17 protein-coding genes and 1 pseudogene are annotated in these 17,396 nt (G+C 65.1%); 3 read left to right on the top strand and 15 right to left on the bottom strand.

Features of this window, described 5'->3' with window-relative positions; genetic code table 11:
• From ACLHHB_RS06110 to ACLHHB_RS06090, 5 genes are all read right to left on the bottom strand, one after another.
• A partial coding sequence (locus ACLHHB_RS06110) for a 1-deoxy-D-xylulose-5-phosphate synthase N-terminal domain-containing protein (protein WP_410217389.1) occupies nucleotides 1–947 on the bottom strand: 947 nt, incomplete at its 3' end.
• A gap of 85 nt (nucleotides 948–1,032) precedes the next feature.
• Nucleotides 1,033–2,361, bottom strand: coding sequence for an HlyC/CorC family transporter (locus ACLHHB_RS06105; RefSeq protein ID WP_410217388.1), 1,329 nt, complete (start codon nucleotides 2,359–2,361; stop codon nucleotides 1,033–1,035).
• Nucleotides 2,362–2,373: 12 nt separating this feature from the next.
• Nucleotides 2,374–3,345 carry a site-specific tyrosine recombinase XerD gene (locus tag ACLHHB_RS06100; protein WP_410217387.1) on the bottom strand — a complete coding sequence of 324 codons (972 nt, stop codon included), beginning with the start codon at nucleotides 3,343–3,345 and terminating at the stop codon, nucleotides 2,374–2,376.
• Nucleotides 3,345–4,835, bottom strand: a complete 1,491-nt coding sequence (locus tag ACLHHB_RS06095) for a hypothetical protein (protein WP_410217386.1) — start codon at nucleotides 4,833–4,835, stop codon at nucleotides 3,345–3,347. The genes ACLHHB_RS06100 and ACLHHB_RS06095 overlap by 1 nt, the downstream gene beginning before the upstream one ends.
• The gene (locus ACLHHB_RS06090) at nucleotides 4,828–4,995 is read right to left on the bottom strand and encodes a hypothetical protein (protein ID WP_410217385.1); all 168 of its coding nucleotides are present in this window, start codon (nucleotides 4,993–4,995) and stop codon (nucleotides 4,828–4,830) included. Before ACLHHB_RS06090 ends, ACLHHB_RS06095 begins: the two co-directional genes overlap by 8 nt.
• A 128-nt stretch (nucleotides 4,996–5,123) precedes the next feature.
• Between ACLHHB_RS06090 and ACLHHB_RS06085 the strand changes: the two genes are divergently transcribed.
• On the top strand, nucleotides 5,124–5,675 hold the full coding sequence (locus ACLHHB_RS06085; RefSeq protein WP_410217384.1) for a shikimate kinase: 552 nt from the start codon (nucleotides 5,124–5,126) through the stop codon (nucleotides 5,673–5,675).
• Nucleotides 5,672–6,778, top strand: coding sequence for a 3-dehydroquinate synthase (gene aroB, locus ACLHHB_RS06080; protein WP_410217383.1), 1,107 nt, complete (start codon nucleotides 5,672–5,674; stop codon nucleotides 6,776–6,778). Before ACLHHB_RS06085 ends, aroB begins: the two co-directional genes overlap by 4 nt.
• 109 nt (nucleotides 6,779–6,887) lie before the next feature.
• Here aroB and ssb read toward each other — a convergent pair whose 3' ends face one another.
• The gene (ssb, locus tag ACLHHB_RS06075; protein WP_410217382.1) at nucleotides 6,888–7,385 is read right to left on the bottom strand and encodes a single-stranded DNA-binding protein; all 498 of its coding nucleotides are present in this window, start codon (nucleotides 7,383–7,385) and stop codon (nucleotides 6,888–6,890) included.
• A gap of 253 nt (nucleotides 7,386–7,638) precedes the next feature.
• Between ssb and ACLHHB_RS06070 the strand changes: the two genes are divergently transcribed.
• Complete coding sequence (locus ACLHHB_RS06070) at nucleotides 7,639–8,217, top strand: lytic transglycosylase domain-containing protein (RefSeq protein ID WP_410217391.1); 579 nt, start codon at nucleotides 7,639–7,641, stop codon at nucleotides 8,215–8,217.
• Between the two features lie 292 nt (nucleotides 8,218–8,509).
• On the opposite strand, the gene ACLHHB_RS06065 is transcribed toward ACLHHB_RS06070, so the two are convergent.
• The 9 genes and pseudogenes from ACLHHB_RS06065 to sucC form a co-directional block, all read right to left on the bottom strand.
• Nucleotides 8,510–9,052, bottom strand: a complete 543-nt coding sequence (locus ACLHHB_RS06065; RefSeq protein ID WP_410217381.1) for a transglycosylase SLT domain-containing protein — start codon at nucleotides 9,050–9,052, stop codon at nucleotides 8,510–8,512.
• Complete coding sequence (lpdA, locus tag ACLHHB_RS06060) at nucleotides 9,045–10,433, bottom strand: dihydrolipoyl dehydrogenase (protein ID WP_410217380.1); 1,389 nt, start codon at nucleotides 10,431–10,433, stop codon at nucleotides 9,045–9,047. The genes ACLHHB_RS06065 and lpdA overlap by 8 nt, the downstream gene beginning before the upstream one ends.
• A 79-nt stretch (nucleotides 10,434–10,512) precedes the next feature.
• On the bottom strand, nucleotides 10,513–10,902 hold the full coding sequence (locus tag ACLHHB_RS06055; RefSeq protein WP_410217390.1) for an MAPEG family protein: 390 nt from the start codon (nucleotides 10,900–10,902) through the stop codon (nucleotides 10,513–10,515).
• Nucleotides 10,903–10,904: 2 nt separating this feature from the next.
• Nucleotides 10,905–11,159, bottom strand: a complete 255-nt coding sequence (locus ACLHHB_RS06050; protein WP_410217379.1) for a hypothetical protein — start codon at nucleotides 11,157–11,159, stop codon at nucleotides 10,905–10,907.
• Between the two features lie 135 nt (nucleotides 11,160–11,294).
• Nucleotides 11,295–12,818: a 2-oxoglutarate dehydrogenase complex dihydrolipoyllysine-residue succinyltransferase gene (gene odhB / locus ACLHHB_RS06045; RefSeq protein ID WP_410217378.1), complete on the bottom strand. Its 1,524-nt coding sequence runs from the start codon at nucleotides 12,816–12,818 to the stop codon at nucleotides 11,295–11,297.
• 4 nt (nucleotides 12,819–12,822) lie between these two features.
• Nucleotides 12,823–15,789: a 2-oxoglutarate dehydrogenase E1 component gene (locus ACLHHB_RS06040; protein ID WP_410217377.1), complete on the bottom strand. Its 2,967-nt coding sequence runs from the start codon at nucleotides 15,787–15,789 to the stop codon at nucleotides 12,823–12,825.
• A gap of 38 nt (nucleotides 15,790–15,827) precedes the next feature.
• Nucleotides 15,828–16,217, bottom strand: coding sequence for a hypothetical protein (locus ACLHHB_RS06035; RefSeq protein ID WP_410217376.1), 390 nt, complete (start codon nucleotides 16,215–16,217; stop codon nucleotides 15,828–15,830).
• A gap of 63 nt (nucleotides 16,218–16,280) precedes the next feature.
• The gene (gene sucD / locus ACLHHB_RS06030; RefSeq protein ID WP_410217375.1) at nucleotides 16,281–17,165 is read right to left on the bottom strand and encodes a succinate--CoA ligase subunit alpha; all 885 of its coding nucleotides are present in this window, start codon (nucleotides 17,163–17,165) and stop codon (nucleotides 16,281–16,283) included.
• Between the two features lie 75 nt (nucleotides 17,166–17,240).
• Nucleotides 17,241–17,396: pseudogene (gene sucC / locus ACLHHB_RS06025) on the bottom strand (succinate--CoA ligase subunit beta); the annotation flags it as partial.

The following is a 17,396-nucleotide window of genomic DNA, read 5'->3' as shown; positions in this document are numbered from 1 at the left end:
CCGTTCCATTCGGCACGCATCTGCGCGCCGCGCTGGCCGATCTGGCGCCAGTGCGACATGACCTCGGACGGGATCTCGAAAGGACCGCCGGTCCAGCCATAGGCTTCGCGGGTCGCGGCAATCTCGTCCTTGCCGAGGGGGGAGCCGTGGGCCTTGCTGCTGTCGGCCTTGTTGGGCGCGCCAAAGCCGATGATCGTTTTGCAATCGACCAGAACCGGGCGGCCGTCATCCTGCCTGGCCTCGGTCAGTGCCTGATCGATGTCGGCAGCGTCATGGCCGTCGCAGGACAGGACGCGCCAGCCGGCGGCTGCAAAGCGGGCGTGCTGGTCGGTGCGGTCGGACAGGCTGACGCGGCCGTCGATGGTGATGTCGTTGTTGTCCCACAGCACGATCAGGCGGCCCAGCCGCTGATGCCCGGCCAGTGCGATCGCCTCGTGGCTGATGCCCTCCATCAGGCAGCCATCGCCGGCAATGACCCAGGTGCGATGGTCGCACAGGTCGGAACCGTATTCGGCGCGCAGCGCTTCCTCGGCGATGGCCATGCCGACCGCTGTGGCGACGCCCTGGCCCAAGGGACCGGTCGTTGTTTCGACGCCTTCCACATGACCATATTCCGGGTGGCCTGCCGTGATCGCGCCCAGCTGGCGGAAATTGCGGATCTGGTCCAGCGTCATCTGCTCGTACCCGGTCAGGTGCAGCAGCGAGTAGATCAGCATCGAACCGTGGCCCGCCGACAGCACGAAACGGTCTCGGTCGAACCAGTGCGGGGCCGAGGCGTCGAACTTCAGGTGGTTGCGAAAGAGCACCGTGGCGACGTCGGCCATGCCCATCGGCATGCCGGGATGACCGGAATTGGCGGCCTCGACCGCGTCCATGGACAGGACGCGAATGGCGCTGGCCAGTGTCCAGTGATCGGGGTTGGCGGTGCGGCGGGCTGCGATATCCATGGCGATCCCTTACGGCAGGTGTTGATGCCGCCCGTGTTAGGGGCAAGGCTGCGCGGTTGCAAGCCGCGCGACCCTGCCCGATGCTTCAACCGTCGCTGCCGCGCGGGGGCGCCAGCGGGCGGATGCGCAGGCGGGTGATGCGGTTCTCGCGCCGCGTCACGACCTCGAAGCGATAGCCGTGAAAGCTGAAGACCTGTCCCTGTTCGGGGATGGACTGTGCCATGTGGATGACGAGGCCCGCAACCGTGTTGGCCTCTTCGTCGGGCAGGGTCCAGTCCAACTGGCGGTTGAGGTCGCGTATCGTCATGCCGCCTTCGACCAGGTAATCGCCCTGTGCGTTCGGCCGCAGGGTCTGGTCTTCCTCGGTGTCATGTTCGTCGGCGATTTCCCCCACGATTTCCTCGATGATGTCTTCCAGCGTGATCAGGCCGCGCAACGAACCGTATTCGTCCACCACCAGCGCGAAATGGGTCCTGCGCTTGAGGAACTCGCGCATCTGTTCATCCAGGGCGCTTGTCTCGGGTACGAAATAGGGCGGCATGACAACAGTCATGATGTCGAAGCGGCGGGCTGCGCCGGGGTCGTCCGCATCGCGCGCGGCACGGTTCACGGCGCGCAACAGGTCCTTGGCGTGGACCACGCCCACGATGTTCTCGCGCTCCTCGCGGTAAACGGGCAGCCGGGTGTGCGGGCTGGCCAGAACCGTTTCCAGGATCTTTTCCGGCGGCAGGTCGGCATCGATCATCTGGATCTCGCTGCGGTGGCGCATGATCTCCTCGACGGTGCGGTTGCCAAGGTCCAGCGCGCCCAGGAGACGGTCGCGATCCTCCTTGTTGACCGCGCCGGCGGCATGACCGATCGACAACGCGCCCTCGATCTCTTCCTCGATCGAGAACATATGGCTGCTGGGATCCGTCTTCAGGCCAAAGATCGACAGGATGGTGCCCACGATCAGGCGCACGACCATCACGATGGGGGACAGGATGATCGTCAGCATGCGAATCGGCCGCGCCACCAGGCTGGCGACCTTTTCGGGGGCCGAGATCGCATAGGTCTTTGGCATCACCTCGGAAAAGATCAGGACCAGAACCGTCATCACCAGCGTGGCGATGGCGACGCCGCTGCCGCCCAGCAGGCGGGTGAACAGCGCGGTGGCCAGGCTGGCGGACAGGATGTTGACAACGTTGTTGCCCAGAAGGATTGCGCCGATCAGCCTTTCGCTGTCACCGGTCACGTTCAGGGCCACCTCGGCGCCACTGTCGCCCTTGTCGGCACGAGAGCGCAGCTTGGCCTTGCTGGAGGCTGTCAGCGCGGTTTCCGACCCTGAGAAGAAGGCCGACATCAGAAGAAGAAGAACAATGGCCGCAGTCGTGATCCACGCTGCGACATCAAAGGTACTCGAAGGATCGTCCATGGGTTCCGGGGTTCAGGTTGAAGGATCGGACTGCGTTTGACCGTCGTCGCCAACGCGCGCCAGCGGGTGATGGTTCAGGACCAGATCGCGCATGCGCTGGTCCAGAACATGGGTATAAATCTCGGTCGTGCCCAGATCGGCATGTCCCAGCAGCATCTGGATCGATCGCAGATCCGCGCCGCCTTCCAGAAGATGGGTGGCAAAGGCATGGCGGATCACGTGGGGGGTGACACGGGTCGGATCAATCCCCGCCTCCACCGCGATCTGGTGCAGCAGCCGCGAAAAGCTGGTGCGCGGCAGATGGCCGGCGGCACCCGGAGCGGGAAACAGCCAGCGCGCGCCGCGCCCGGTCAGCAGCCGGAACAACGGGCTGCCCTGCGGGGCCGCATCGCGCAGCACCAGCCAGTCGCGCAGCGCCGCCCGTGCGGGCGCGCCAAGCGGCACAAGGCGGTCCTTGTTGCCCTTGCCGCGGATCACGAGAACCGCCGGATCGCCCCGGCAGCCGGCCACGGGCAGGGTCACCAGTTCACTGACGCGCATGCCGGTCGCATACAGCAACTCGATCATGCAAAGATTGCGTGCCTTGTCCTGGGGACTGCGCCCCAGGCGCGGAGCCGCGGCCAGAAGCGCGTCGATCTCTTCCCGGCTCAGCGTCTTGGGCAGGCGCTTGGAGCGGCCGGGCCCCGCGATGCGGATGGCCGGATCATCCTGGCGCCAGCCTTCCTCCAGGGCAAAGCGGGTGAACTGCCGGATGGCCGACAGCCGCCGGGCACGGGTTGCCCGCGACAAGCCCTGCGCGTCGCAAAAGGCCAGATAATCCTCGACCTGGTCACGGCTCAGGGCGGCCAGTTGCTGTCCGCGCCGTGACAGCCAGTCCGACAGGTCACGCAGATCGCGTCCATAGGCCAGCAGCGTGTTGCGCGCGGCTCCGGCCTCGGCGGCTTGTGCATCCAGAAAGGCCGAGATCGCCTGATGATCGCCCATCACTGCTCCCCGATCATTTGGGGCAGCAGCGTGATCTGCGTTTCGGCCCGTGCGGCATCTTCCGTCAATCCCAAAGCGCGCAGCATCGCAATGCCGCGTCCGGCGCGTGCCAGATCCCCTTCGAGCGCGGCGTCGATGTCCGTCATCGCCGTCAGCAGCGCTTCTCCATGGCGGGTGTCGGGTGTGTCCGGCACGGGGGCCTCCATCTCGGTGGCGGGTTCGGGCAGGGCCGCCCCGGGAACCCCTGCCCAGGCCTGCAGCAGGTTGGTGATCTCGGCCGTGCGGGCATCGGTGCTGTCGGGCAGGTCCGCCGCGATCATGCCGGCCAGCAGATCCGCCATTCCCGCCGTCCGAAACTCGTCAAAGGCGCGGGGCAGGGCCTGCGCCGTGTCCTCGTTGGCCAAGGCCGCCTCGAGTGTGCGCATCACGGCCGCGCGTTCCCACACTCCGCCCGAGGCGGCGGGACGCTGTTCGCCATAGATCTGGCGCAACATGTCGAGGGGCAGCGCGCCCGTGCGGGCCAGCCGCTCGGCCGCTTCGAGGCGCGCCTTGAACCCGCTGTTCAGGCGCAGATCGGATTGCGCAAAGGCCACGGGCAGGGGGGTGGTCGGCAGGGGCTGCCCGATCGCCTCGTGGATGCGGAACTCGAGCGGCGTCATCCGCTCGGCGGGGTTCAGCAACTGGGCCGAATCGACAAACGCATCGTCCAGAAAATGCGTCAACAGCAGGGCCTGCCGTTCGTCGATCAACCCAAGGGCCTCGGCCCCATGCAGGCTGACAGCGGCGGCGGCCCAGTCCCCGGTCTGCGCCAAGCAAAAGATGCGGGCGGCAAAGCTGGGGGCAATGCCGGGCGTGCCGTTCATGATGGCGCAGGCCCGTCCCTCGTCGCCTTCCAGCAGGGCAATGTCGAACATGCGGCGAAAGATCTCGGGCTCTCCGGGACCTGCGGCGACCAGAAGAGCCTGCGCTTCTTCCAGCGCGCCCATGTCCAGCAGGCGGTCAGCGCGCGCCAGGAACAGCTGCCCCTGCTGAACGCCGCCACCCTCTGCCCGCGGGGGCGCCAGCTGGGCCGTCAGGATCCGGCGCATCAGTGCCTGCATGGATTGCAGCCGGGCAGGCGTGGTCAGGATCATCTGCGCCAGTGTCTGGGAATCGCTTCCCGCCCAAAGGTCATGGGGCAGGCCGGCACGGCGGGGGCTCTGGGTGCCGGTGTGGTCGGGATCACCGCGGTCCAGGCGCGTGACCTGCACCCGCCCGACCTCGGCGCTTTCCGCCACGGGCTGGGGGGCATGCGTTCCCGGACGACGGGGGGGCGCGTCGCCCGGCCGCCAGGCCGAGCTTTCGCGTTGCGGTCCGCGCACGCTGCCCGACAGCCAGTCGCTGGCCGACAGCGGCTGCTGCGCGGCGGTTGCCATGGGCAGCACCGCCAGCATCGCGGCCAGCCCGACCGACCTGCGGCGGCTGAGGGTCGGGGCGAAGGGATCACTCACTGTCAGGCTCGGCCGTTGGGTTCGACGTGGCAGGGGCGCCCAGTTCCAGCGGGCTGCGCACCTCGGTGCGGGTGGGGGTCATGTCGCCGAAATAAGCGTATCCGGCCAGGCCAATCAGCCCGATCAGGATCAGTACCACCAATAGCTTGATCTTCCGCATCGAATTCCGCCTTTGCTCGCCCGGATATTTTTCGTGTCCTTGGCCGGTCTTGGGCCGGCTCGACCGGAATATAGATGGCAATTTCCAAAAGATCACGTCATTCAGTCACCCGATTGACGGGAGCAGGGATGATGAAGCGGCTGAAGCGCCATATCGTGCTGATCGGAATGATGGGTGCGGGCAAGACGGCCATCGGGACGGAACTGGCCCGGCGGCTGCGGGTGCCTTTTACCGATTCCGATGCCGAGATCGAAGCCGCCGCCGCCATGACCATCTCGGAAATCTTTGCCCGCGACGGCGAAGCGTTCTTTCGGGACCGCGAGGCGCAGGTTCTGGGGCGCCTGCTGGCCGGACCACCGGGCATCATCTCGACCGGCGGTGGCGCTTGGATGCAGGAACGGAACCGCCGGGCCATCGAGGCCTCGGGAATGTCGGTCTGGCTGAACTGCGCCCCCGAGACCTTGTGGAACCGGGTGCGCCAGCGGCCCACGCGCCCGCTGCTGCAGACGGCCGATCCCAAGGGAACGCTTCTGCGCCTGCTGGCCGAACGCAGCCCCGTTTATTCGCTGGCCGACCTGGAATTCCTGTCGCAGGCAGGCGACAGCGTCGAAATCTCGGCCGGTCGCCTGATCGCGGCGCTGAAGGCGGCCGCCCCCGACCTGATCAAGGAGTTGCCATGACCGATCCCGTCACAGTCCACGTTCCCCTGGGCGACCGCGCCTATGATGTCCGGATCGGGGCCGGATTGATCGCACATGCGGGACGCGAAATCGCGCCGCTGCTGGTGCGATCGCGCGTGGTCATCGTGACCGATGCAACCGTTGCGGGACTGCATCTGGTGCCGCTCCAGGCAGCCCTGAGCGCCGAGGGCATCGCCAGCGAGGCGCTGGTCCTGCCTTCAGGCGAGGGTACGAAAAGCTGGCCGCATCTTCAGACCTGCGTCGAATGGCTGCTGGAGCAGAAGATCGAGCGGCGCGACATCGTCGTGGCGCTGGGCGGTGGCGTGATCGGCGATCTTGGGGGCTTTGCCGCGGCGATCCTGCGGCGGGGCGTGCGGTTCGTCCAGCTGCCGACGACGCTGCTGGCGCAGGTCGACAGCAGCGTCGGCGGCAAGACCGGGATCAACAGCGCGCAGGGCAAGAACCTGATCGGTTCGTTCCATCAGCCCTCGCTGGTGCTGGCCGACATCGCGGTGCTGGACACGCTGAGCCCGCGTGATTTTCGCGCGGGTTATGGCGAGGTGGCCAAGTACGGCCTGTTGGGTGACGCCAGTTTCTTTGATTGGCTGGAAGAGAACGGGCCACGTCTTCGCGATGACATGGGCGCGCGCAAACATGCCGTAGCGCATTCGGTCGCGATGAAGGCCGGCATCGTCACGCGGGACGAGACCGAGCAAGGGGAACGCGCCCTGCTGAACCTGGGTCACACCTTTGGCCATGCGCTGGAGGCGGCAACGTGTTACTCCGACCGCCTGTTGCATGGCGAAGGGGTGGCCATCGGCTGTGCTCTGGCCTTTGACCTGTCGGCGCGGATGGGACTGTGTTCGCAAGAAGCGCCAAGCCGGGTGCTGGAACACCTGCGCCAGATGGGGATGCCGGCCCGGCTGGCGGACATTCCGGGCGCATTGCCCGATGACGACACGCTGATCGCGCTGATGGGACAGGACAAGAAGGTCGTCAATGGTCAGCTGCGCTTTGTCCTGGCGCACGGCATTGGCGATGCCTTTGTGAGCGACGCCGTTCAGCGCGAAGCATTGGCTGCCGTCTTGCAGAACGCCCGCTGAGGGCATCAGAAAGACCGTTATTCAGAAAAGCCTCCGGACCCCATCGAAGGGGTCCGGAGGCTGGCTGTCGCCGGCGCCCTTGCAGGCGCGGGTCAGTGGCTGCCGATGATCAGAACGGGATCTCGTCGTCGTAATCCGCGCGTCCGCCACCCGAGCCGGCACCGCCCGACGCGCCGCCACGCGGTGCGCCCTGGTTGTAATCGTCATAGCCGCCCGGATCGCGGCCGCCGCCGCCCATGCCGCCGCCGCCCTCGCCACGGCCGTCCAGCATCTGCAGCGTGCCGTTCAGGCCGCGCAGCACCACCTCGGTGGAATACCGGTCCTGGCCGGACTGATCCTGCCATTTGCGCGTTTCCAGCTGACCTTCGATATAAACCTTGCTGCCCTTTTTCAGGAACCGCTCGACCACGCCGACCAGACCTTCGGACATGATCGAGACCGTGTGCCATTCGGTCTTTTCACGACGTTCGCCGGTGTTTCGGTCCTTCCAGGTTTCCGAAGTCGCGATGCGCAGGCTGGCGACCTTGCCGCCGTTCTGGAAGCTGCGGATTTCCGGATCGCGGCCCAGATTGCCGATCAGGATGACCTTGTTGACGCTGCCTGCCATGACGGAATTCCTTGGGTATGATGTCTCGTTGCTGTCGGTCTAGCGCAGGCATTCCCGCGGGTGCAAGTCGATCCTGCAGGGCAACAATCCGCCCAAGCCGGGGGTGTGCCAAGTACTGCCGTTCCGGCACGCTGGCGGCAGAGGTCGTTTCATGTATAGTCGACTGCAAAACAGGCAGCAGCCGAAGCTGACACGGACGGGGGAACGAAGAATGCGGTTCAGCCACTCTTTGAAAGCGGCACTTTGCGTGGCGATGATGGGCGCGATGGTGGTGCCGGTCCAGGCCGAAGGGCTTCGCCTCAGCGGCAGTTCCTCGAAGTCGCGGGCCGAACAGTTTGCCCGGCAGACCAGATTGATGGATTCGCGACTGTCCACCCAGTATCAGCAGTCGGCGCGGTTGCAGCCCGGCGGGCGCGAGCAGGCGGTTGCACTGGATCCCGCGCCGAACATCCCGCGTTATACGGGACGTCGCAGCGAATATCTTCCCCACGCCCGTCAGGCCGCACAGCGCTATGGCATCCCCGAAGATCTGTTCCTGCGCCTCGTTCAGCAGGAATCGGGCTGGAACCCGAACGCCCGCTCGCACAAGGGGGCGATGGGACTGGCGCAGCTGATGCCCGGAACGGCAGCCAAGCTGGGCGTGAACCCGCAGGACCCGGTGCAGAACCTGAACGGGGGCGCGCGCTACCTGCGGATGATGTACAACCAATTCGGAAACTGGACGCTGGCACTGGCGGCCTATAATGCGGGGCCGGGAGCCGTCCAGAAATACAATGGCATCCCCCCTTATCGCGAAACACGGAACTATGTGCGGATCATCGCGGGCGGCTGACCCCCATCGCTGAAAGACATCACGGCAGGAATGTCGGCTCCGGGAGCTGACGGCCCGGACAGGATGCGGGCGGCCAGATCCTCAAAGAATCATGGTCCTGCTTCTGCCAAAGTGCCCTTTGCCGGTTCATCAGTCGTTTATGAGCCTGTCACGCAGGGGCCAAGGCTTGAAGCCATCAGATGGCAGAGCGGCCTTCCGAATCCACGCAACAAGACGGCGGATCATTTTGGTCGTTCAGGGACTTGGCCGATGCCCCCGATGCCGGTATCGCTTCGGCCTTTCTCGACCGGCTTCAGCCACGCAATCCTGTCTTCTTCAGCAGGCCCTTGCGCTTTGCCTCGTAATAATAGCCACGCGAATACCACATGATCGTGCGGTCAGGGTCTCCGTCGGCCACCATCCAGGCCCCACGGAGATACCGGACGCCATAGCGAAGGTTTGTGTCCGCATCCAGCAGGCCTTCATCCGGGCCGCGGTACCCCATCGTGCGCGCCGTTTGCGGCGCAATCTGCATCAGGCCATAATAGGTACCGTTCCGAAGGCGGGGCTGGTGCCGGGACTCGCGGAGGATCACCCGATGGACAATGGCCGGCGGAACCTGATGATGACGCGCCCAGAAATTGATGCGCTGACGCAGGTAGGGCGTCTCGTTCGGGTAAAGGCCATTCTTACCTATTCCCCCCGGCATCGACATGTCCCGTCTTCCGCCACAGGCAGCAAGCGCCAAGGCGGACAGCAGAACAACCCGACGCCCCATCCTTTGCGGGACGTGATCGTTCATTTCGGGCAAGGGGAGCAGCGCCCCCCTTGCCCAGGCCCATGGGGCCTCACGCATGAATGGCGCCTGCGCCACAGGCCAGCGCGGCTTCGCGCACGGCTTCCGACACGGTCGGATGCGCATGGCAGGTCAGGGCTAGATCCTCGGCCGAGGCACCGAACTCCATCGCCACGCACACCTCGTGGATCAGGTCGCCTGCCGACGGGCCGATGATGTGACAACCCAGAATGCGGTCGGTCTCTGCGTCGGCAATCAGCTTGACGAAGCCCTCGCCCTGGAACTGCGCCTTGGCACGGGCATTGCCCATAAAGGGGAACTTGCCGACCTTGATCTTGCGGCCGCCTTCCTTGGCCAGTTCCTCGGTCAGGCCGACGCTGGCAACTTCGGGAGTGGTATAGATCACGCCCGGAATGACCCCGTAATTGACGTGGCCATGCTTGCCGGCAATCACATCGGCCACGGCCATGCCCTCGTCTTCGGCCTTGTGGGCCAGCATGGGGCCGGGGACCGCATCGCCGATGGCATAGATGCCCTCGACGCTGGTGGACCAGTGATCGTTGATCTGGACATACCCACGGTCAGTCAGCTTGACGCCAACAGCCTCGAGGCCCATCCCCTCGACATGCGGGCGGCGGCCAGTGGCGACCAGCACGGCGTCGGCCTCGATGACCTGCTCGCTGTTGTCCTTTTTCAGGGCATAGGTCACACGGGCCCCACCGTTCGCCACTTCGGCGCCTTTGACCGCGGCGCCCAGAACGAACTTCAGGCCCTGCTTTGCCAGTATCTTGTGGAACTGCTTCTGGATCTCGCCGTCCAGTCCAGGCGTGATGACATCCAGGTATTCGACAACCGTCACATCCGCGCCAAGGCGCGTGTAGACTGAGCCCAGTTCCAAACCAATCACGCCCGCCCCGATCACGACCATGGATTTCGGAATCTTCGGCAGCGCCAGCGCGCCCGTCGAGTCGACGATGATGCCGCCGTCATTGTCGACCTCGACCCCCTTCAGGTGCTGCGAAACGGAGCCGGTGGCGATGACGATGTTCCTTGTCTCGTGAACGGTGTCGCCCACCTTGACGCGGCCACGCGCCTCGATCGTCGCCCAGCCCTTGATCCAGTCGATCTTGTTCTTCTTGAACAGGAACTCGATGCCCTTGGTGTTGCCCGAAACCGTTTCGGCCTTGTAGCCCTGCATGCGGGCCCAGTCGATCTGGACATGGGCGCCCATCAGGCCCATCTTCTCGAAGTTCTCATGCGTTTCATGCAACAGGTGGGTCGCGTGCAACAGGGCCTTGGAGGGAATGCAGCCCACGTTCAGGCAAGTGCCGCCAAGCGTGTCGCGCGCCTCGACGCAGGCCACCTTCAGGCCCAGCTGTGCGGCGCGGATGGCGCAGACATAGCCGCCGGGTCCGGCGCCGATCACGATCAGATCATACATGTTTCGTCCCTTCTTTCGTCTCGGGTCGTTTGTCGCCTTGCGCCACCGGACACCCGCAGGAGAGTTGGATCAAGGCCCCTCAGAACAGGCTTGCCAGGATCATTGATATCGTTGCCGCAAAACCCACCGCCCAGATGACCGAGCGCCACGGCACCCATCCCAGAAGATAGGCAGGCACATAAAGGACGCGGGCCAACAGATAAACCCAGGCACAGGTCGCCGTGAAGCCGTTGCCCTGGCCCCCCAGCACCACCAGAACGACCGCAATCGTGAACAGGATCAAGCCTTCGAAATGGTTGTTCATCGCCCGCTGTGCCCGCCCCGCCAGACCTTTCAGCGGGGGCGCGTGATCGCGTGGCCCCATGGCGACCTTAGGTCCGACCTGAAGATTGGCCAGTACGGAAAACAGGGCAAATTGCATGCCTTGCAGCAACCCCGCCAGCGCCAGGACCGTCAGTTCCGGCGTCATGCTCATGCCGTTTCCAAGAAATGGGCCTCGGTTGCGGTGACGCCCGCCTGCGTTTCGAACACCTTGGCCGCGCCGTCCAGATAGGCACGCGCCGCCTTGGCATCGTTCACCTGGAACAGTGCCCAGGCATCGCCATTCCCTTCGCGCCACAATTGCAGAAGCGAAAGGCCATTGCGGCCCCGATCCTCGGAATCGGCGTTGAATGCCGTACGAAAGCGCGTCTGGTCGGTGGTGGCATAGCGGATGATCAACTGCATCGGATGCTCCATGTCAGCGGGATCAGCCTGTCGCCCCTCGCGCGGCACAAGCTCCCGGTCTGGTGCGGAACCCGCGAAGCGGCCTTGCGGATCCCGGGTGCATGGCGCCCGCCGAAGCGGGCGCCATGCCTGCGATCACAGATCCATCAGCAGACGGCGCGGATCTTCCAAGGCTTCCTTGACGCGGACCAGGAAGGTCACGGCGCCCTTGCCGTCGACGATCCGGTGGTCATAGGACAGCGCCAGATACATCATCGGACGGATGACGATCTGTCCGCCCACGACAACCGGACGCTCCTGGATCTTGTGCATACCCAGAATGCCCGACTGCGGAGGGTTCAGGATCGGCGAGGACATCAGCGAGCCATACACCCCACCGTTCGAGATGGTGAAGGTGCCGCCCTGCATGTCGGCCATGGACAGCTTGCCGTCGCGGCCCTTGGCGCCCAGTTCGCCGATCTCTTTCTCGATCGCGGCAAAGCTCTTCTGGTCGGCATCGCGCACGACCGGAACCACCAGGCCCGAAGGCGTGCCGACGGCCACGCCCATGTGGACGAAGTTCTTGTAGACGACGTCGGTGCCGTCGATCTCGGCATTGACCTCGGGGACTTCCTTCAGCGCGTGGCAGCAGGCCTTCACGAAGAAGGACATGAAGCCCAGCTTGACCTTGTGCTTCTTCTCGAAGGCATCCTTGTACTCGTTGCGCAGCCCCATGACGCCGGACATGTCGGCCTCGTTATAGGTGGTCAGCATCGCGGCGGTGTTCTGCGCGTCCTTCAAGCGGCGTGCGATGGTCTGGCGCAGGCGGGTCATCTTGACCCGCTCCTCGCGACCAGCATCCGTGGCGGGCGAAGGCGCGCGCGGTGCAGGTGCCGGGGCCTTGGGTGCCGCCGACGCCTTGGCCACGTCCTCCTTCATCACGCGGCCGTCGCGGCCGGAACCCTGGACCTGATCGCGGCTCACGCCTTTTTCTGCCATGGCCTTCTTGGCCGAGGGTGCGTCCTCAACATCGCGGCGCAGGGTGGGTTCCTCGGGACCGGCATTCTCCAGCACGGTTTCCTGGGCGGCACGCGGCGCGGGCTTGGCACCGCCGGCACCTTCCGTAATGATCGCCAGGCGCGCCTTGGCATCCACCGTCGCGCCTTCCTCGGCCAGGATCTCGGCCAGGACGCCGGCGGCGGGTGCGGGTACCTCGACCGAGACCTTGTCGGTCTCCAGTTCGCACAGCATCTCGTCAACCTCGACGCTGTCGCCGGGCTTCTTGAACCAGGTGGCGACAGTCGCCTCGGTCACGCTTTCGCCCAGGGCGGGGACCATCACGTCCACGGAATTGCCGCTCATCGTCTGTTGTTCCTCAGGTTTGTCTTCGGCCTTCGCAGGGGCCTTCTTTGCGTCGGTCTTGGGGGCGCCCGATGCGGCGCCCGCTTCGTCGATCTGCGCCAGCAGGGCGTCAGGCCCCACCGTCTCGCCCTCGGCCGCAACGATTTCGGCCAGGATCCCGGCCGAAGGGCTGGGCACCTCGACCGTGACCTTGTCGGTTTCCAGCTCGCACAGCATTTCGTCGACCTCGACCCGATCGCCGGGCTTCTTGAACCAGGTGGCGATCGTGGCCTCGGTGACGGATTCGCCCAGGGCGGGCACGCGGACTTCGGTGGTCATCGGATCATCCTTCGATGTTCAGGGCTTCGGCGACCAGCGCCTCTTGTTCGGCCTTGTGGCGCGAGGCGAGGCCCGTGGCGACCGAGGCGGCAGCATTGCGTCCGGTGTAGCGGGCGCGCGCATGCCGGGATCCAAGGCGCTCCAGAACCCATTCCAGATAAGGCTCGACAAAGGTCCAGCCGCCCTGGTTCTTGGGCTCTTCCTGGCACCACACCACCTCGGCCTGCTTGAAGCGGCCCAGTTCCTTGACCATCGCCTGGGCGGGGAAGGGATAGAACTGTTCCAGCCGCAGCAGGTAGACGTCGGTGATCCCCGCCTCGTCCCGTGCCTTCAGCAGGTCATAGTAAACCTTTCCCGAACAGATGACGACGCGCTTGATCTGGTCATCGGCCGCAAGCTGGGTGGGCGAGGTGCCGCGCTGTGCATCGTCCCACAGCACGCGGTGGAATGTGCTGCCGGTCTGGAATTCCTCGGCCTTGCTGACGGCCAGCGGATGGCGCAGCAGCGATTTCGGGGTCATCAGCACCAGCGGCTTGCGGAAGCCGCGGTGGATCTGCCGACGCAGGATGTGGAAATAGTTCGCAGGCGTGGTGCAATTGGCCACGATCCAGTTGTCTTCGGCGCAGCCTTGCAGGAACCGCTCCAGTCGCGCGGACGAATGTTCCGGTCCCTGACCCTCGAAGCCGTGCGGCAGCAGCATCACCAGGCCCGACATGCGCAGCCATTTCTTCTCGCCGGACGAGATGAACTGGTCGAACATGATCTGCGCGCCGTTGGCAAAGTCGCCGAAATGCGCCTCCCACAGGGTCAGCGTGTTCGGTTCCGCCAGCGAATAGCCGTATTCGAAGCCCAGCACCGCGTATTCCGACAGCATCGAGTCGATGACCTCGTAGCGGGCCTGATCCTTGGTGATGTTGTTCAGCGGGTAATAACGGTCTTCGGACTTCTGGTCGATAAAGGCGGAATGACGCTGGCTGAAGGTGCCGCGCGTGCTGTCCTGACCGGACAGGCGGACGCCGTGCCCCTCGCTCACCAATGAACCGAAGGCCAGAGCCTCGGCGGTGGCCCAGTCAAAGCCCGCGCCGGTTTCGAACATCTGCTTCTTGGCTTCCAGAAGGCGGCCCACCGTCTTGTGCAGGCTCAGCCCGTCGGGCGCATCCGTCAGCGCGCGACCGACCTGGGTCATCACCTCGGGGGCAATCCCGGTCTCGCCCGCGACATAGTCTGTGCCCTCGCGGTTCATGCCCGACCACTTGCCGTCCAGCCAGTCGGCCTTGTTCGGCTTGTAGTTCTTGCCGATCTCGAACTCTTCGTTCAGATGCGCCTGGAAGGCCGTCTTCATGTCCTCGATCTCGCCCTCGGGGATCAGGCCGTCGGCGATCAGGCGATCGGTGTACAGCTGCAGCGTGGTCTTCTGCGCCTTGATCTTGGTGTACATCGCCGGGTTCGTGAACATCGGCTCGTCGCCTTCGTTGTGACCGAAGCGGCGATAGCAGATGATGTCGATGACGACATCCTTCTTGAACTTCATCCGGAATTCGGTGGCAACCTTTGCCGCATGGACCACGGCTTCGGGGTCGTCACCGTTCACATGAAAGATCGGCGCCTCGACCATCAGCGCGATATCGGTCGGATAGGGCGAGGTGCGGCTGAAATGCGGCGCGGTGGTGAAGCCGATCTGGTTGTTCACCACGATATGGATCGTGCCGCCCGTGCGATGGCCGCGGATGCCCGACAACTGCAGGCATTCCGCCACGACGCCCTGGCCCGCGAAGGCCGCATCGCCATGCAGCAGGATCGGCAGGACCGAGGTCCGCGCGGTCCGGTCGCCCAACTGGTCGCTTTTCGCGCGCGCCTTGCCCAGCACGACCGGGTTCACCGCCTCCAGATGGCTCGGGTTCGCGGTCAGCGACAGGTGCACGGTGTTGCCGTCGAACTCACGGTCCGAGCTGGCACCCAGGTGGTATTTCACGTCGCCCGATCCATCCACGTCCTCGGGCTTGAAGCTGCCGCCCTGGAATTCGTGGAAGATCGCGCGGTAGGGTTTGGACAGCACGTTGGCCAGCACCGACAGGCGGCCGCGGTGGGGCATGCCGAACACGATTTCCTTCACGCCAAGCGCACCGCCGCGCTTGATGATCTGCTCCATGGCGGGGATCAGCGCTTCACCGCCGTCAAGGCCAAAGCGTTTGGTGCCCATGTATTTCACATGGAGGAACTTTTCGAAGCCCTCGGCCTCGACCAGCTTGTTCAGGATGGCGCGGCGGCCTTCACGGGTAAAGGCGATTTCCTTGCCGTATCCCTCGATCCGCTCCTTCAGCCAGGCGGCTTCCTCGGGGTTCGAGATGTGCATGTACTGCAGCGCGAATGTGCCGCAATAGGTGCGCCGCATCAGATCGGTGATCTGGCGGATCGACGCCACTTCCAGGCCCAGCACGTTGTCGATGAAGATCGGACGGTCCATGTCGCCGGGGCCGAAGCCATAGGTGGCCGGGTTCAGCTCGCCATGGTCGGGCACGTCGCGCAGGCCCAGCGGGTCCAGGTTGGCGTGCAGGTGGCCGCGGATGCGGAAAGCGCGGATAAGCATCAGCGCGCGGATGCTGTCCAGCACGGCCTGGCGCATCTGCTCGGTGGACAGCGCGACGCCCTTTTCCTCGGCCTTGGCCGCGATCTTCTTCATGGCCGCATCGGCATTGGCCTTGCCCGACATCGGCCATTCGCCGGTGAGGGCGGCCGTCATGTCATCCTGCGGCACCGGCGGCCAGTCGGGCCGCTTCCAGCTAGCGCCCTCGGCCTCGCGCACCGCATCGGCATTGTCGTCTCCCAGTTCGCGGAAGAACGCGTCCCAGGCCTGATCGACCGCAGCCGGATCCTTGGCCCATTGGCCGTAAAGCTGTTCCACATAGGCCGCGTTGTGGCCCTGCAGGAACGAGGAGTCGTGGAAATCGGTGTTCTTTGGCTGGTCGGTCATGGCTGGTCCCCGTTCAGGGCAAGGATGAGAAATGAAGGTCAGGCGCAGTAGATGTCGAAGATGCGGGCGCCGGGATCGGCAGAAGGGTCAAGTCTGGGCTGCTGCTGGATCCGCAGCGGGGCCCGTCGTTCCAAACCGCACAGCGCAACGGCTGCACGGCTTTCGGCATTGGGCGGGGCGGCGGCAGGATGATAGATGACCCGCCAGCCGAAGTCCCGCCGGGATACCGTCCGCACCGAGGCGGGCGGCAAGGTACTGGCCTGATGAAGGTCGGTCCGGGCAGGAATGCCGCCGGGCAGGATGTCGGTCGTCATCCGACCTCCGCATGCCCCCAGCGTCAGCATGGCCAGCACGGACAGCGGACCCGCAAGGCGGCGCTGGACGGCGGTCTGCTGCGGCCTGGCGCCGCATGGTCCCTGCAATGTCACGGCCCTTCCCTTCGTGCCAACCCGCCCCCCATACATAAGTCGGAGGGGCGGGCTGTCAAATCATCAGCCCTTGATCGCCTTCAAAACGGCTTCACCAAGGCCCGCCGGGCTGTCGGCAACAACGATGCCCGCACGCTTCATGGCCTCGATCTTGCTTTCGGCATCGCCCTTGCCGCCGGACACGATGGCGCCGGCATGGCCCATGCGACGGCCCGGAGGGGCGGTGCGGCCCGCGATGAAACCGGCAGTCGGCTTCCAGTTGCCCTTGGCCTTCTGCTGGGCCAGGAACTCGGCGGCCTCTTCCTCGGCCGAACCGCCTATCTCGCCGATCATGATGATCGACTCGGTTTCAGGATCGTCCAGGAACATCTGCAGCACGTCGATATGCTCCATGCCCTTGATCGGGTCGCCGCCGATGCCGACCGCGCTGGACTGGCCCAGGCCAACATCCGAAGTCTGCTTCACGGCCTCATAGGTCAGCGTGCCCGAGCGGGAAACGACGCCCACCGAGCCGCGACGGAAGATGCTGCCCGGCATGATGCCGATCTTGCATTCGTCGGGCGTCATGATGCCGGGGCAGTTCGGCCCGATCAGGCGCGACTGGCTGCCCTGCAGGGCGCGCTTGACGCGCATCATGTCCAGAACGGGAATGCCCTCGGTGATGCAGACGATCAGCGGAACCTGCGCGTCGATGGCTTCCAGGATCGAATCCGCGGCAAACGGAGGCGGGACATAGATCGCGGATGCAGTCGCGCCGGTCTTGGCCACGGCTTCGTGAACCGAGTTGTAGACCGGCAGGCCAAGGTGCTCGGACCCGCCCTTGCCGGGGGTTACGCCGCCGACCATCTTAGTGCCGTAGGCGATTGCCTGTTCGGTGTGGAAAGTGCCTTGGGACCCGGTGATCCCTTGGCAGATAACTTTGGTATTCTTGTCGACGAGAACGGCCATCATGGCCTCCTTGCGTAAGCGGCGCCAATGCGCCGCGATGTTCCAGAGGAGGGCGCGCGGACGCGCCCGGATGGTTCAGCCCTTGACGGCCTTCACGATCTTCTGCGCGGCGTCCGACAGGTCGTCGGCGGCGATCACGTTCAGGCCGCTGTTGGCAATGATCTCCTTGCCCAGTTCGACATTCGTGCCTTCCAGGCGCACGACCAGCGGGACCTGCAGGCCGACTTCCTT

The organism is Paracoccus sp. (in: a-proteobacteria) (assembly GCF_046462195.1).
Classification (GTDB): Bacteria; Pseudomonadota; Alphaproteobacteria; order Rhodobacterales; family Rhodobacteraceae; genus Paracoccus.
Note: the sequence above shows the minus strand (reverse complement) of the source record. Positions and strands in the feature narration are given on the sequence as shown.

Excerpts from the sequence above, each read along its gene's own strand:
- ACLHHB_RS06105 (WP_410217388.1), bottom strand. The coding sequence starts at position 2,361 with ATGGACGATCCTTCGAGTACCTTTGATGTCGCAGCGTGGATCACGACT.
- ACLHHB_RS06100 (WP_410217387.1), bottom strand. The coding sequence starts at position 3,345 with ATGGGCGATCATCAGGCGATCTCGGCCTTTCTGGATGCACAAGCCGCC.
- ACLHHB_RS06090 (WP_410217385.1), bottom strand. The coding sequence starts at position 4,995 with ATGCGGAAGATCAAGCTATTGGTGGTACTGATCCTGATCGGGCTGATT.
- ACLHHB_RS06085 (WP_410217384.1), top strand. The coding sequence starts at position 5,124 with ATGATGAAGCGGCTGAAGCGCCATATCGTGCTGATCGGAATGATGGGT.
- aroB (WP_410217383.1), top strand. The coding sequence starts at position 5,672 with ATGACCGATCCCGTCACAGTCCACGTTCCCCTGGGCGACCGCGCCTAT.
- ssb (WP_410217382.1), bottom strand. The coding sequence starts at position 7,385 with ATGGCAGGCAGCGTCAACAAGGTCATCCTGATCGGCAATCTGGGCCGC.
- ACLHHB_RS06070 (WP_410217391.1), top strand. The coding sequence starts at position 7,639 with ATGATGGGCGCGATGGTGGTGCCGGTCCAGGCCGAAGGGCTTCGCCTC.
- ACLHHB_RS06065 (WP_410217381.1), bottom strand. The coding sequence starts at position 9,052 with ATGCGTGAGGCCCCATGGGCCTGGGCAAGGGGGGCGCTGCTCCCCTTG.
- lpdA (WP_410217380.1), bottom strand. The coding sequence starts at position 10,433 with ATGTATGATCTGATCGTGATCGGCGCCGGACCCGGCGGCTATGTCTGC.
- ACLHHB_RS06055 (WP_410217390.1), bottom strand. The coding sequence starts at position 10,902 with ATGACGCCGGAACTGACGGTCCTGGCGCTGGCGGGGTTGCTGCAAGGC.
- ACLHHB_RS06050 (WP_410217379.1), bottom strand. The coding sequence starts at position 11,159 with ATGCAGTTGATCATCCGCTATGCCACCACCGACCAGACGCGCTTTCGT.
- odhB (WP_410217378.1), bottom strand. The coding sequence starts at position 12,818 with ATGACCACCGAAGTCCGCGTGCCCGCCCTGGGCGAATCCGTCACCGAG.
- ACLHHB_RS06040 (WP_410217377.1), bottom strand. The coding sequence starts at position 15,789 with ATGACCGACCAGCCAAAGAACACCGATTTCCACGACTCCTCGTTCCTG.
- sucD (WP_410217375.1), bottom strand. The coding sequence starts at position 17,165 with ATGGCCGTTCTCGTCGACAAGAATACCAAAGTTATCTGCCAAGGGATC.